Source organism: Muricoccus roseus, from assembly GCF_900141905.1.
GTDB classification, from domain to species: Bacteria; Pseudomonadota; Alphaproteobacteria; order Acetobacterales; family Acetobacteraceae; genus Roseomonas; species Roseomonas rosea.
Genome location: NZ_FQZF01000002.1, coordinates 25,548 through 39,279 on the forward strand (window position 1 = coordinate 25,548; position 13,732 = coordinate 39,279).

Sequence of the window (13,732 nt, forward strand, 5' to 3'; positions counted from 1 at the left end):
CCCCAGAACGAAGCCCCCGCCCGGATCAGAACCGGAAGCGCGTGCCGACGAGCACCGTCCGGCCGGGGATGACGAAGCCGTTGGCGGGTTCGAAGTCGCTATCCGTCAGGTTGCGCCCCTCGACGAACACCGCCACCGGTTCCGTCACCTGCCATGTGGCGGTGAGATTGAAGATGGTGCCGGCCTTGTTGTCGCGCGCCACGGTGTAGGCGCTGCCGTCGTTGCGGTAGGAGGCGAAGGCGCCTTCGCGCGAGCGGCCGAAGACGATCAGCTCCGGCGCGATGGTCACGTTCTCCACCGGGCGGAAGCTCGCGTTCAGGGCCAGCTGCTGCTCCGGGCGGCGCGCGAGGCGCTCGTCGGTGCGGGCGTCGCGCGCGTCGGTGATGGTGTAGGCGAGGGAGGCCGTCAGCCAGCGCGCGGGGCGCAGGGTGGCGGTGAACTCGGCGCCCTTGATCCGCGCGCGGTCGATATTCTCGAGCGAGGTGAAGAAGGCGTCGTAGTTGATCAGGTCACGGATGCGGTTGTCGAAATAGGTCGCGCCCAGCGTCGCGAAGTCGCGCTGCGCGCCGAGCGGCAGGTCGAACTCGATGCCGGCCTCCCAGCCCTCGGAGATTTCCGGACGGAGATTCGGATTGCCCTCGAAGAAGCCGGTGATGCGGCCGTAGCGCTGGTAGAGGGACGGCGCCTTGAAGGCGGTGCCATAGGCCGTGCGGATCCGCGCCGAGATCTCGGGCACGGCGAGCAGGGCGCCGAGGCGCCAGCTCGTATGGGTGCCGTAGTCCTCGGCCGCGTCGTTGCGGATGCCGGCGGAGAGGTCGAGCCGGCGGAACAGCCGGACCTGGTAGCCCATGTGCCCCGCGGTGGAGCTCGCATCGGCGTCGGTGGTGGTGCGGAAGAAGGTGCTGCCGGAGGCCTGGCGCACATCCTCGCGCTCATGCGTCACGCCGAAGGAGACCTGGCTCTGGTCGAGGAAGCCGGCATCGGGCAGGCGGATCTGGTTGCCCCAGTCGAAAACCGTGCGCTCGCCGCGATAGAGGTCGTCCGTGGTGGAGGGGTCGAAGCCGTCGGCCAGGTTGCGGTACTTCCGGCGGTCCACAGTCTGGGCGATGCGGAAGCCGGTCGTCCAGGCCTCGAAGGGCTTGCCCTCGGCACGGATCTGACCGGTGTAGCGGCGGTCCTCGAAGGAGTAGTTCGGGTCGTCATTCGGCACGTTGTCGAGGCCGCCATGGTTCTCGCGCCAGTTGGCGAGGCCCTCGAGGCGGAAGCGCGCGCTGGGCGTCCAGCCCAGGCGCACGGTCGCGCCCGCGCTGCGGAAGCCGTCGCGCTCGCCCGTGTCGGAGGTGAAGCGGGAGGGGGTGGCATCGGTGCCGCGGGTCGAGAGGCTGCGGAGCGAGAGGAGATAATCGAACTCCCCGACCGTGCCCGTGATGCCGCCATTCGCCCGCAGCGTGCGGTTGCTGCCGCCCGCCACTTCGCCGAAGGGGGCGATGGCGCGGTCGCGCGGGGCGCGGCGGGTGACGATGTTCACCACGCCGCCGATCGCGCCGGAACCGTAGAGGGAGGAGGCGGGGCCGCGCAGCACCTCGATGCGCTCCACATCCATCCCCAGCAGGTCGTTGCCGAAGTTGAAGGCGCCGTTCGGCTCCGAGGCGTCGTTGATCGGCACGCCGTCGAGCAGGACGAGGGCATGGCGGGAGGCGGTGCCGCGGATGAAGGCGCTGGCGGGCTGGCCGAGGCCGCCGGACTGGATCAGCGCGAAGCCGGGCACGGTGACGAGCGCCTCGGCCAGGGTCTGGTAGCCACGCTCCTCGATGGTCTGGCGGTCGATCACGGTGACCGCGCCGGGCACGCGCTCGATCGGCGTGGGCACGCGGGTGGCGGTGACCACCGTCTCGGCGATGGCGGCGCTGGGCTCGGTGACGGGCGGCGTGCCCGGGTTCACCCCTTGGGCCAGGGCCGGAAGGGAAAGGGCGGTGAAGGAGAGAAGGAGAAGGCGTCGCATCGGGGATCCCCAGCCGAGCGGTCACGATCTGCCGCGCGCCCCCGGAGGAGGGCACGCGACGGTGGACGCGGTTCTCGCCAGCGGAAGGGGCGTGTCCGCCCCCTGTCCAAAGGTCCGTTGCGCCGGTGCACCTCGCCCGGCACGCGCGAGACAGCTCTGCGCCGGCCGGTCTCCTGGCTCGCGGCCGTCCTCTCGCGAGGTTCGGCCCCCGCCTTCTCGTCGCCCATGGGCGGCAATGGCGTTGGGGGCCGGATCGGCCGCCTACAGTTGCGAGGGCAGCTGCGGATGGGTGCCTCGGCTCAGAGAGAGCCAGGGCGCGTCGCGCATTCCCGTTTCAGCCCTTTCGGGCCACCGGCGCATGAGGCGGCGTGTAACGCGGCGGGATACGCGCCGCGAGGGGCCGGGAAGGGGCGGGTGTTGCTTGGATGCCCGGTGTGTTCGTCAGAACACGAAGGCCCCCCTGTTCGTCAGAACACGAAGCCCAGCGCCTCGATGCCGAGCCAGCAGAGGGCGGCCAGCACGACGGTGGCGAAAACGCAGCCCAGGACCGTCAGGACGATGCCCCAGCCCATGGTCCGGCTGTCATGCTCCACCAGGCCCAGCGCCATGACGATGTTGCCGAAGGCGGGCGGACCGTTGGTGCCGGGCCCGGGCAGGATGAGCATGATGGCGACATACACCGTCAGCCAGCCGAAGAGCCGGTCCCCGAAGGGGGTGGTGAAGGCGCCGGAGCGCGGGCGGACATAGCATTCGATCCGCCGCAGCCATTTGGAGGAGGCGCCGGCGAGGCGCAGCAGGTCCGTGCGCTTGATGGACTGCCGCGCCATGAAGGCCGGCAGCTTCGGCACGCTGCGCCCGAGCCCCATCTGGACGCCCAGCAGCAGCATGGGCAGGCCGAAGACGCTGGCCATGCCCGGCAGCAGGGAGGGGAGGAGGAGAAGGAGGATCAGCAGCCCGAAGGCGCGGTCCCCGAAGGCCTCGGCCATCTCGCCGAGGGTGATTCGCTCCCCCGGGAAGGTGGCCGCCACCTCGGCGACGATCCGGGAGATCGGCGCGGCCTCATGCGCCGGGGACTCGCCCATTTGCGGGAGGGGCGAGTTCATCGTGCCGTCCATCGGTACTGCGGCTCCTCCGCTGGGCGCATGTTGTCAGGAACGGAGGGAACAACCCGTCCCGGCAGCCTGCCCGCGATCAGGCCGGCTCGCACGGCCGGAAGAGGGAGGTCCCCATCCCTGGCCGAGAGCGACCGAAAGATGTCCCCGCGCGCGGGTGGGTTCAAGGCGCGACCGGCTGTGAGGGCCGGGCAGGGCCAGGAAAGCCCTTCAGCCAAGGAGGGGGCGGCCTTCCCGGATCAGTCGGAGGAACTCCTGTTCCTGGCGGAGGTCGCGCGGCTTGCCCCAGTCCTCGCAGGCCCGGGTGATGAGGGCGGGGAGGTCGGCCGGGCCGAAGCGGACCATGCCCACCGCGGCCTGCATGTTCGTCAGGTTCACCAGCTCGTCCAGCCGGGCCTGGGGGGAGAAGCGGTCCGGATCCGCGTTGCTGTAGGTCTTGCCGAGGGAGCGGAGGCTGGCCGCCGTGGGCGGGAAGCGGGAGGTCAGGTCGCGCCGGCATTCCGCCCGCAGCTGGGGGGAATTGGCGTTGCGCTGCTCCTGCGCGCGCAGATAGCCTTCCGCCTCGGCGGCCAGCTGGTCGTAGCGGCGGCGGGGCTCGGGATGGGCGCAGGCGGCATCCACCAGCGGCCGCGCGCCCGAGCGGTCGGCCTCGGCCAGCATGCGGGCGAAGCTGGAGAGTTCGGAGGCAGCGAGCCAGCCGGTGCGGTCCGTGGGCGGTAGGGGGCAGGCGACCTGCCCCCGGCGAGCCGCGTCCAGCACCGCGCCTCGCGCCGGCCCGTCGAAGGCCCGGAGGGCGCGGCTGAACTCGGGGCGCAGGCCGCCCTTGAGATAGAGCCGCACGGCCCGCTCGTCGCCATTGGCCAGGGCCATGTTCAGGGCATAGTCGGACCAGGGCAGGTTGAGCCGAGCGGCCTCGACACGCGGGTCCTCGCTGCGGCCGTCGCGGATGTCCTCCAGCAGGGCGATGATGCGCTGCTGTCCCTGGGCCAGCCCCTCGAAGCTGCCGGCGAGGGTGCCGCCCTCATGCTGCCCGGCGGACCAGCCGGCGATGAGGCAGGCCGCGCCAGCGGCGCCGCCCACGCGCACAAAGGGCTTGAGCAGGAGCTTTCCCTGGGCGGGGCGCCACATTCGGTGGAACAGGCGGTTGCCCCAGCTCTGGCTTTCGAGGGAGCGACCCTCCAGGGCCTGCCAGGCGGCATCCAGCGGCGCGCGGCGCGCGGCCCCGAAGGCGAGCCCGGCCAGCACCGTCGCGATGAGGCCCGTTCCTGCCCAGCGGAGCGCGGCATCGCCGCCGATCGGCGTCAGCAGGTCGAAGCCCGCGATGACCGTGCCCAGGCTGATGGCCTTGAGAATGAGCTCGGACCAGTTCGTGGCGTGGCCGGAACCCTCGATGATGGCCTGGGTCAGGGAGGGCGACGCCCCCTGCGGCCCCTCCGCCTTGTGGCTCGCGCCCCGTCCCGGCGTTCCGTCCGCCATGCCCGCCCCCCATCCATCTTGCCCCTGGCTCTATCACCAGAACGTGAGGTCCGGTGCAAGCTGCGGAACGGGCCCGGCCGATCTGCGCGGGCTCTTCTCCCCGGGGTGCGAGCCCACCACCTCTGCGGGATGCGGGACGTGGACATCGCGCTATGCCTGGCGGTGGACGCCTCCTCCTCCGTCGATCATGACGAGTTCGGGCTGATGATGGGGGGGCTGGCCGAGGCCTTCCGGGACCCGGCGGTGGCCGGCGCTGCCGCGGGCGGGGCGCGCGGCGCGGCGGCGGTCGCGGTTCTCCTTTGGTCGGGGCCCGGGGCGCAGGCCGTGGTCGTGCCCTGGATGCTGGTCGCCGATGCCGAGGGCGCGGCGGCGCTGGCGGAAGCCGTGGATGCCGCCCCGCGCCTGGTGCCCCCCGGCGCCACGGCCCTGGGCGAGGGCCTGACCGCCGCGCTGCGCCTGCTCGCGGAGTTCTCGGCGGATGCGGCGCGGGAGGTGGTGGATGTCTCGGGCGATGGCGCCGGGAATGCGGGCATCCCCTCGGCTCCCGTGCGGGACGCGGCAGTGGCGGCGGGGGTGGTGATCAATGCCCTGGCGGTCGTGAACGAGGAGCCGGACCTGGCGGCCCATTACGCGGCCCAGGTGATCGGGGGGCCAGGAGCCTTCGTGATGGAATGCCGGGACTACGCGGATTTCGTGGAGGCGATCCGGCGCAAGCTCGTGCGGGAGCTGCGGGGCGCGCTGACGGCGTGACCCGCCTGACCTGCCTCAGGCGGCGGCGTGCGCGCCCTGGGTCAGCACCGCCCGCGCGAGGGAGGCCTCGATCTCGCAGGTCATCCCGGCCGGCTCCCAGGCCGTGCGCACGGCGGCGCCGAGTTGGTCGCGCAGGCTGGCCTCGATCACGCGCGTGCCGAAGCCACGGCGGGTCGGCGGCCCGGGCACCGGCGGCCCCCCGGTTTCGGCCCAGCGTAGGTGGAGCCGGCCGGCAGCGTCGTCGACGGACCAGGTGAGGTCAACCCGCCCCCCGGGAGCGGAAAGGGCGCCGTACTTCGTCGCGTTGGTCGCCAGCTCGTGCAGCACGAGGGACAGGGCCTGGGTGGCGCCAGGGGTCAGGGTCACGGAAGGGCCCTGCAACATGGCCCGGGGCGCATCCGGCGCGCCCGGCTGGAAGGCGCTCAGCTCGGCTTCCGCCAGGGCGCGGAGGTCGGCCCCGTTCCAGTTCCCGTTCGCCAGCAGCGTATGGGCGCGGGCGAGGGCGGTGACGCGCGCCTCCACGGAGCGGGCATAGGTCGCGGGGTCGTTCTTGGGCGTCAGGCGCAGGACGGCCTGCACCACGGCCAGCACGTTCTTCGCGCGGTGGTCCACTTCCCGGGCCAGCAGTCCGCGCGCCTCCTCAGCCCGCTTCCGGGCGGTGATGTCCTGCAGGATGGTGACGGCGCGCAGCGGCTTGCCCCCGCGATCGAGGGCGGAGGGGGCGGTGCTGGACTGCACCCAGACGACCGACCCGTCCGGTCGCAGGATGCGGCTTTCCGTATCGTCGGCCGCCGGCATCGCTTCGGCCGGTTGATCCTGCGGATGCAGGATGTCCTTCGGGCCGAGGCGGCCGACCAGCATCTCCTCCGGCCGGCCGGTGATCTCGCAGAAGGTGCGGTTGACACGAAGATAGCGGCCGGTCCTCGTATCCGTCTCGGCCACGCCGGCCGCGGCGGTCTCGAACATCGCGCGGAACTCGGCCTCCCGCGCCGCGACTGCGGCCTCGGCCCTTTCACTGGCACGGCGAAGCAGCTCGAATTCGGCGACGCCCGCCGGGGGCACGGCGGGGAGGGACGGGTGTGCATCCCCGGCAGCGACGGCTTCCGCCCGGCGGGCGAGGGCCTCCACCGGGCGCAGCACGCGGCGGGCGAGCCAGGCGGCAAGGCCGAGGCCGAGGGCAAGGGCGGCGGCGGCGCCGACCAGCAGGGCGGCGAGGGGTGCGAGCCAACTCATGCGGTACTGGGTGTAGGGCTCGGCCACGGCGATGCTCCAGCCCGGCGCGGTCTGCAGTTTCTGGGCGAAGAACAGGCCAGGATCGCCATAGACGGTCGGGCTGCGGAACAGGCCGCGTTCCCGCTCGGTTGCGGGAACGCCACGGCTGGGCGGGATGGTGCCGACGAAGCGGTCATGGTCCTGCGAGCGGGCGACAATGCGGCTGCTCGCATCAGCGACCGAGACGAAGGCGCTGCCGGAGGGGCGGCGCGCGCGCAGACGCTCGGAGAGCAGGGCAGGGTTCATCGCGAGCACGACCACGCGCGCCACTCGCCCGTCCCGCAGGGCTGGCGCAGCGGCCACCACGACGGGCCGGCCTGTCGGATGGCTACGGAAGAGGTTGGAAACGGCTGGGCGGCCGGTTTCGACGACACGGCGGATCACATCCCAGGCGCCTTCGCCCGGCGCCAGGGGCGGGGGCAGCGCCGTGCCGGCGGGCAGTCCGGTGTTCAGTAGCTGGCGATGGCCGGGAGCGGCGTCGTTCACCACAATCCAGCCACCCGGGGCCTCCCCGATGCGCCGTGCCCAGTTGCCGAAGGGGTTGAGGTCATCGTCCTCCAGCAGGGGGGAGGAGGCGAGGGCGACCACCCTGGTCATCAGCGTGTCGAGTTCGCTCTCCACAAACAGGGCAAGGGCGCGAGTGGTATCCTGCAGCCGCGTCTCGAAGGCCTGGCGGTAGCTGCGGGCGAGGTGCCAGGCGGCGGCGCCGCTGATGACGAGGGCGGGGACGAGGACCGCGAGGATCAGCGCGAGGAGGTGGAGGCGAAGGCCGCGCAAGCGCCAGCCCGTGGCGGATGTGATGCGTGCCTCGGATATGGCGGCATCGGGGTCCGGCATTCTGTCGGCACATTCCCAGCAGGCATGGTCGTGGCGGATTGCCAGGCGAGGGCGCGCCCAACACGCCTTCGCTCCGGTTTAGTAGGCAGAACGGGAGCCGCGCAAGTTGCGGGCGGGCAACGGTGCTCGCGGATTTTGCGTTCCGCCGCCGCGAGGGCGCGGCCGGGTTGTGGCCGGGCGGAGATGGGTTGTCCGGCCCAGGCGGGGGGTGCAGTTTGGTTAGGCGCCCCCCAGCCAGGGCGCCAACCCAAAAATGCCGCAAGGTTCCCACCGATGTTGCTCCTCACCCCCGGCCCCGTTCAGACCCGCCCGGAGACGCGGGCGGCCATGGCGGTGGACATCGCTCCCTGGGACCCGGATTTTGGCCGGGAATACACGATGATCCGCGAACGGGTGCGCGACATCGCGGGCGGGATGGCCGGAGTGCATGCGACCTTGCCGCTGCAGGGGGCCGGGCATTTCGTGGTGGAAGCCGCGATCCGCACCTTCGTGCCGTCGGCGGGCCGTATCCTTGTCGTCAGCAACGGCGCCTATGGCGAGAGGATGACCCGGCTGGCGCGCGAGGCGGGGCGTGAGCCGGTGGTGCTGGCCGTGCCCGATACACGCGGCGTGCTGGCGGAGGAGGTCGCGGAGGCGCTCGCGGCCGACCCCGCCATCAGCCATGTGGGCATGGTCTATTCCGAGACGGGCAGCGGCGTGGTGAACGACCCGGCCGCGGTGGGGGCCGCGGTGCGCGCGGCGGGGCGGCGGCTGATCGTCGATGCCGTGTCCGCCTTCGGTGCGCTGCCCTTCGACCTGAAGGCGCAGCCGGAATGCGACGTGGTGCTGTTCACCTCCAACAAGTGCCTGGAAGGGCTGCCGGGCATCGGCTTCGCGGTGTGCCCGATGGAGCGGACGCGGGAGCGCGCGGGCCTGGCAGGCTCCTGGAGCTTCGACCTGGGTGACGTGCTGCGCCATGCGGAGCGCTCGGGCTGGGGTTCCTTCCGCTTCACGCCGCCGGTGCAGGCGCTGCACGCCTTCGGCGTGGCGATGGAAGCCTATCTGGCGGAGGGCGGGCAGCCGGCGCGGCTGGCGCGCTACACGGAGAACATGCGTGTGCTGCGCGCGGGGGCGGAGCGGCTGGGCCTGCGGCCCTATCTGGATGCCGCGCATCAGGGGCCGATCATCCTCACCCTGCACCAGCCGGAAGCGCCGGGCTTCACGCTGGCGGGCTTCGTCGAGGCGCTGAAGCGGCGTGGCGTGCTGATCAGCAACTTCTACACGACGCCGACGCCGACCATCCGGATCGGCTGCATCGGCGCGGTGACGCCGGACGACATGCGCTTCGCGCTGGGGGCGATGGCCGGGGTGCTGGACGAGCTGGGCGTGACGCGCCGCGCGGCCTGAGCGGGCAGGCCGTGGCGATCGGCCGGGCAGCCGGTTGATCGGGCGGGGTGGGGCGTGGCGCCGGGCGCCACCGCCCCATCCCTTTTTCCGGGGCGCCCGGTCTCCCTGGCGCCCCGCTGACATCCTGAGGTCCCGAACCGCTCAGAAGCGGTAGCGGACGCTCGCACCGACGATCCAGGGATCGAGATCCGCGCGGGCGCTGATGGCGCCGCTGTTCACCGCGACGCTCGGGTTCAGCCAGAGCTTCTTTGCATCGAAGTTCAGCAGCCAGCGCGGCGCCAGTTCCACGTCAACACCGAAGTTCACAGCGTAGCCGAAGTCGTTCTTCACATCGACCTTGGTCACCGGCGCGGTCCGCCCGCCGCCTTCACCATAGAAGAGGGTGTAGTTCAGGCCGGCGCCGATATACGGGCTGATGCGCGAGGCAGGGAACGGATGGAACTGGGCGGTCAGGGTGGGGGGCAGCGCCCAGACGCGACCGAGATCCACGTCACCGATGGCGGAGCCGCGCACATGGACATCATGCCGGGTGGTGGCGGCGATGAGGTTCAGGGAGAGCTGCGGCATGACGAAATAGGTGAGGTCGAGCTGCGCAGTGGCGGTATCGCTCGCCTCCGGCCGGCCGCCGATGGCGCTCACGCGGCCGCCGGACTGGGGCAGCACGCCGATGACGCCGGCGCCGAGCACGACATCGCCCGCCTGCTTGCCACGGACAGCCTGACCGAAGAGGTCCTGGGCCTGGGCGGGCGCCGAGAGGGGCACCAGCGCGGTGCAGGCCAGAAGGCTCGCGGCCAGTGCACCGATTCGAATGGACATGGGATTCCTCGCTTCCAGATGGCGGCGCGGGGGCCGTCATGGGAAGCGGACTAAGCCCGCCCCGCGGGGCGGGCTTTGATCTGCGTCAATGGGCGTAGCGTGCTAACCGGCCGTGATATTCGCGCTACGCACCACCTCCCGCCAGCGGGCGATTTCGGCCTCCTGGAAGCGACGATATTCCTCGGGCGTGGTGGGCACGACGTCGAAGCCGATCTGCTCCAGCCGTGGCTTCGTCTCCGCATGCAGCAGCGAATCGCGCAGAGAGGCCGCCACCCGGTCCCGCAGCGGGGTGGGCATGCCGGCCGGCCCCATGAAGGCCTGCCAGGAGGTGACGACGAAATCCTCCAGCCCCGCCTCCTTCGAGGTGGGCACGCCCGGCAGCACGGGATGCGGCTTGTCGCTCGTGACCATCAGCGCGCGCAGGCGGCCGCCGTTGATATGCGCGGCCACGGTGCCGAGATTCTGGAAGGAGAGGTCCACATTGCCGGCGATGAGGTCGGTGGCCGCCGCGGCGCCGCCGGAATAGGGCACATGGGTGATCTGGGTGCCGGTGCGGATCTTGAACAGCTCCGTCGTCATCTGGTCCGAGGAGCCGACGCCGGAGGTGGAGTAGGAGGCCCGGCCGTTGCGCTCCTTCAGCCAGGCGATGAGGGAGGGCATGTCGCGCGCCGGGTGGTCCCGGTTCACGACGAGCACGTTCGGCGTGGTGACGGCGAGGACCAGCGGCGCGAAGTCCTTCACCGGGTCGTAGCCGAGGGTCGGTCGGAGCGCGGCGTTGATGGCCCAGACGCCGATCGAGCCCACCATCAGCGTGTGGCCATCCGGCGCGGCACGCATCGCCACGCGGGCCGCGACCTCGCCATTGGCGCCCGGGCGGTTCTCGACCACCACGGGCTGGCCGATCAACTGGGCCATCCGGTTGGCGGCCGCGCGGGCGACGATGTCCGAAGGGCCACCGGCCACGAAGGGGACCAGGACGGTCACGGGACGGGCGGGCCAAGCATCCGGGGCCTGGGCGCCGGCGGGGCGAGAGCGGAGCAGGGCAGGGGCCGCGAGCAGGGCGGGGGCGGCGAGCAGGGCGCGGCGAGACAGGCCGCGGTCGTGGCGGGGCATGGGTTTCCTCCGGGATTTTCGTTGCCCGAAGCTTGGCATCCCGCGGGGCGGGCCGCCAAGCGGCATCGGCTTGCCGTGGGCGCGAGGCTGCCTTAACCCCCGGGAGGACCAGCCGCAGGGACCTTGGATGACGACGGATCTGGAGATCGCGCGGGCCGCCACGCTGCGGCCCATCACCGAGATCGCGGAGCGCGCCGGCATCCCGCTGGAGGCCCTGGAGCCGCATGGGCGGTACAAGGCCAAGATCGGCATGGATTTCGTCCGGGCGCAGGAGGGCCGGCCGGAAGGCGCCCTGGTGCTCGTCACCGGCATCAGCCCCACCGCCGCCGGCGAGGGCAAGACCACCACCACCATCGGCTTGGGCGATGCGCTGAACGCCCTGGGCACCCGGACCATGATCGCCCTGCGCGAACCCTCCCTCGGCCCCTGCTTCGGGGTGAAGGGCGGGGCCACCGGGGGCGGGCGGGCGCAGGTGGCGCCGATGGAGGAGATCAACCTCCATTTCACAGGCGACTTCCACGCGATCACCAGCGCCAACAACCTGCTGTCGGCGATGATCGACAATCACGTGTACTGGGGGAACGCGCTCGACCTCGATGTGCGGCGCATCGCCTGGAAGCGTGCCATCGACATGAACGATCGCGCGTTGCGGCTTTCGGCCGTGGGGCTGGGCGGGGTGGCGAACGGTTTCCCGCGCGAGGACGGGTTCGACATTACCGTCGCCTCCGAGGTGATGGCGATCTTCTGCCTTTCGAAGGACCTGGACGACCTGCGTGCGCGGCTGGGCCGCATCATCATCGGGCAGGCGCGGGACGGCCGGGCGGTGACGGCGCATGAGCTGAAGGCGGATGGCGCCATGGCGGCGCTGCTGCGCGACGCGCTGATGCCGAACCTGGTGCAGACGCTGGAGGGCAGCCCCGCCCTGGTGCATGGCGGACCCTTCGCGAATATCGCCCATGGCTGCAACAGCGTGATCGCGACGCGGCTCGGGCTGCGGCTGGCCGATGTGGTGGTGACTGAGGCTGGCTTCGGCGCCGATCTGGGCGCTGAGAAGTTCCTCGACATCAAGTGCCGCATGGCCGGGCTCGCGCCCTCCGCTTGCGTGGTGGTGGCGACCGTGCGCGCGCTGAAGATGCATGGCGGCGTGGCCAAGGCCGCGCTGGGGACGGAGGATGTGGCGGCGGTGCGGCGCGGCCTGTCCAACCTGGAGCGGCATGTCGCGAATATGGGCAAGTTCGGCCTGCCCGTGGTGGTGGCGCTGAATCGCTTCAACTCCGACACCGATGCCGAGATCGCGGCCGTGCAGGAGGCGATGGCGGCGCTGGGGACCCGCGCCATCCTCTGCACCCATTGGGGCGATGGCGCCGCGGGGGCGGCGGAGCTGGCCCGCGCCGTTCAGGGGCTGATTGCGGGCGGGACGGCTCGCTTCCAGCCGCTCTACCCCGACGAGATGGGGCTGGCGGACAAGATCGCGACCATCGCGCGGGAGGTGTACCACGCCGCCGACATCGCGTTGCCGCCCGCCCTGGCCACGCGGCTGAGGAAGTTTGAGGAGGCCGGGTTCCGCAAGGCCCCGGTCTGCATCGCGAAGACGCAATACTCCTTCTCCGCCAATCCGGCGCTGCTGGGCGCGCCCAGCGGGCACAGCCTGCCGGTGCGGGACGTCAGGCTTTCGGCGGGCGCGGGCTTCGTCGTGGCCATCTGCGGCGATGTGATGACCATGCCCGGGCTTCCCCGGCACCCCGCGGCGGAGGCCATCGGGCTGGATGCCGAGGGGCGGATCGAGGCGCTGTTCTAGGGATCCCTCCCGGGCGGTGGCGGCGGCTCGGATTTACATAAGTTAGGATTTGCCGAAACTGGCAGGTCCGTTCGGCGTTTGAACGGCAACACGGGACGGGCCGGAGCCAGTGGGGACACCTCCCCGCCGGCTCCGGCCCGTCCTTTGCCTCGGCCCCCGGGGCCAGAGGTGCCCCATGCCGATCCTGACCGTCCGACACGTCACCACCTACCACTATCGCCAGCCCGTCTCCTTCGGGGAGCATCGGATGATGCTTCGCCCCCGGGCTGGCCATGACCAGAGATTGCTCAAGGCGCGGATCGACATCACGCCCGAGCCCTCGCAGGTCTGGTGGGTCCATGACGTGTTCGGCAACAGCGTGGGCGTGGTGAACTTCACGACCCGCGCGCGGGAACTGCGCTTCGCGAGCCGGATCATCCTGGACCATCGGCCGCTGGAGGAGCTGGACTTCCGGCTGGAGGACCATGCGCGCAGCCTGCCCTTCTCCTACTCCGCCGAGGAGATGCCGGACCTCGCGCGCTCCATCGAGAGGCACCACCCCGACCCTTCGCGCGTGGTGGACCGCTGGGCCAGGGGCTTCCTGAGCAGGACCGGCCCCACCGGAACGCTGGAACTCCTGACGGCCATGGCGCATGCGGTGAGCCGCGACTTCACCTATGTCCCGCGTGCCATGCGCGGCATCCAGGAGCCGGTGCGCACCCTGGAGCTGGGCAGCGGGACCTGCCGCGACTTCGCGCTGCTGATGATGGAGGCAGTACGCTCGCTCGGCCTCGCGGCGCGATATGTCTCCGGCTACATCTACTCGCCGGGGTTCGACAGGGCGCTGCGCGAGGGGCGCGCGCATGTCGGCGGCGGTTCCACCCATGCCTGGGTGCGCGTCTACCTGCCCGGCGCGGGCTGGGTCGAGTTCGATCCCACCAACGGCATCGTCGGGAACCGAGACCTGATCCGCGTCGCGATCGCGCGCGATCCGGCGCAGGCCGTGCCGCTGCATGGCAGCTGGAAGGGCTTCCCGGACGACGCGCTGGACATGGACGTCTCCGTGACCGTCACGGCTGAGGACGAGCCGGTGCCTGCCCGCGGCCCCGCGCAGCAGAACGCATGAGGCGCCCGTTGCCCCACGCCAACCAAGAAACGCCGCACGCATCCCCCCGCACAGGAAGGCCCGCC

10 protein-coding genes and 1 riboswitch are annotated in these 13,732 nt (G+C 71.7%); of the genes, 4 read left to right on the forward strand and 6 right to left on the reverse strand.

Annotated elements, in window-relative coordinates; translation table 11 throughout:
* Positions 1-25: 25 nt before the first annotated feature.
* The 3 genes from BUB97_RS00150 to BUB97_RS00160 all read right to left on the reverse strand — a co-directional run bounded on the left by BUB97_RS00150 (position 26) and on the right by BUB97_RS00160 (position 4,590).
* Positions 26-2,002, reverse strand: a complete 1,977-nt coding sequence (locus BUB97_RS00150; RefSeq protein ID WP_073129979.1) for a TonB-dependent receptor plug domain-containing protein — start codon at positions 2,000-2,002, stop codon at positions 26-28.
* Positions 2,003-2,149: 147 nt separating this feature from the next.
* Positions 2,150-2,373: riboswitch (cobalamin riboswitch) on the reverse strand.
* A gap of 96 nt (positions 2,374-2,469) precedes the next feature.
* On the reverse strand, positions 2,470-3,117 hold the full coding sequence (locus BUB97_RS00155; protein ID WP_073129982.1) for an exopolysaccharide biosynthesis protein: 648 nt from the start codon (positions 3,115-3,117) through the stop codon (positions 2,470-2,472).
* A 207-nt stretch (positions 3,118-3,324) separates the two neighbouring features.
* Positions 3,325-4,590 carry a hypothetical protein gene (locus BUB97_RS00160; RefSeq protein WP_073129985.1) on the reverse strand — a complete coding sequence of 422 codons (1,266 nt, stop codon included), beginning with the start codon at positions 4,588-4,590 and terminating at the stop codon, positions 3,325-3,327.
* A gap of 129 nt (positions 4,591-4,719) precedes the next feature.
* Between BUB97_RS00160 and BUB97_RS00165 the strand changes: the two genes are divergently transcribed.
* Entirely contained in the window at positions 4,720-5,340 is a 621-nt protein-coding gene (locus tag BUB97_RS00165; RefSeq protein ID WP_073129987.1) for a DUF1194 domain-containing protein, read from the forward strand.
* A gap of 15 nt (positions 5,341-5,355) precedes the next feature.
* Here BUB97_RS00165 and BUB97_RS00170 read toward each other — a convergent pair whose 3' ends face one another.
* The gene (locus BUB97_RS00170) at positions 5,356-7,449 is read right to left on the reverse strand and encodes an HWE histidine kinase domain-containing protein (RefSeq protein ID WP_073129990.1); all 2,094 of its coding nucleotides are present in this window, start codon (positions 7,447-7,449) and stop codon (positions 5,356-5,358) included.
* Between the two features lie 273 nt (positions 7,450-7,722).
* Here BUB97_RS00170 and BUB97_RS00175 point away from each other — a divergent pair, with 273 nt between their 5' ends.
* Positions 7,723-8,835 (forward strand): 2-aminoethylphosphonate--pyruvate transaminase, encoded by a 1,113-nt coding sequence (locus BUB97_RS00175; protein ID WP_073129993.1) that lies wholly within the window; start codon positions 7,723-7,725, stop codon positions 8,833-8,835.
* Positions 8,836-8,976: 141 nt separating this feature from the next.
* Here BUB97_RS00175 and BUB97_RS00180 read toward each other — a convergent pair whose 3' ends face one another.
* Together BUB97_RS00180 and BUB97_RS00185 are read right to left on the reverse strand one after the other, a co-directional pair.
* The gene (locus BUB97_RS00180; protein ID WP_073129996.1) at positions 8,977-9,651 is read right to left on the reverse strand and encodes an OmpW/AlkL family protein; all 675 of its coding nucleotides are present in this window, start codon (positions 9,649-9,651) and stop codon (positions 8,977-8,979) included.
* Positions 9,652-9,753: 102 nt separating this feature from the next.
* Positions 9,754-10,764 (reverse strand): Bug family tripartite tricarboxylate transporter substrate binding protein, encoded by a 1,011-nt coding sequence (locus BUB97_RS00185; RefSeq protein ID WP_073129999.1) that lies wholly within the window; start codon positions 10,762-10,764, stop codon positions 9,754-9,756.
* Positions 10,765-10,891: 127 nt separating this feature from the next.
* Between BUB97_RS00185 and BUB97_RS00190 the strand changes: the two genes are divergently transcribed.
* Complete coding sequence (locus tag BUB97_RS00190; RefSeq protein ID WP_073130002.1) at positions 10,892-12,562, forward strand: formate--tetrahydrofolate ligase; 1,671 nt, start codon at positions 10,892-10,894, stop codon at positions 12,560-12,562.
* A 175-nt stretch (positions 12,563-12,737) separates the two neighbouring features.
* Entirely contained in the window at positions 12,738-13,667 is a 930-nt protein-coding gene (locus BUB97_RS00195; RefSeq protein WP_073130004.1) for a transglutaminase family protein, read from the forward strand.
* Positions 13,668-13,732 lie beyond the last annotated feature (65 nt).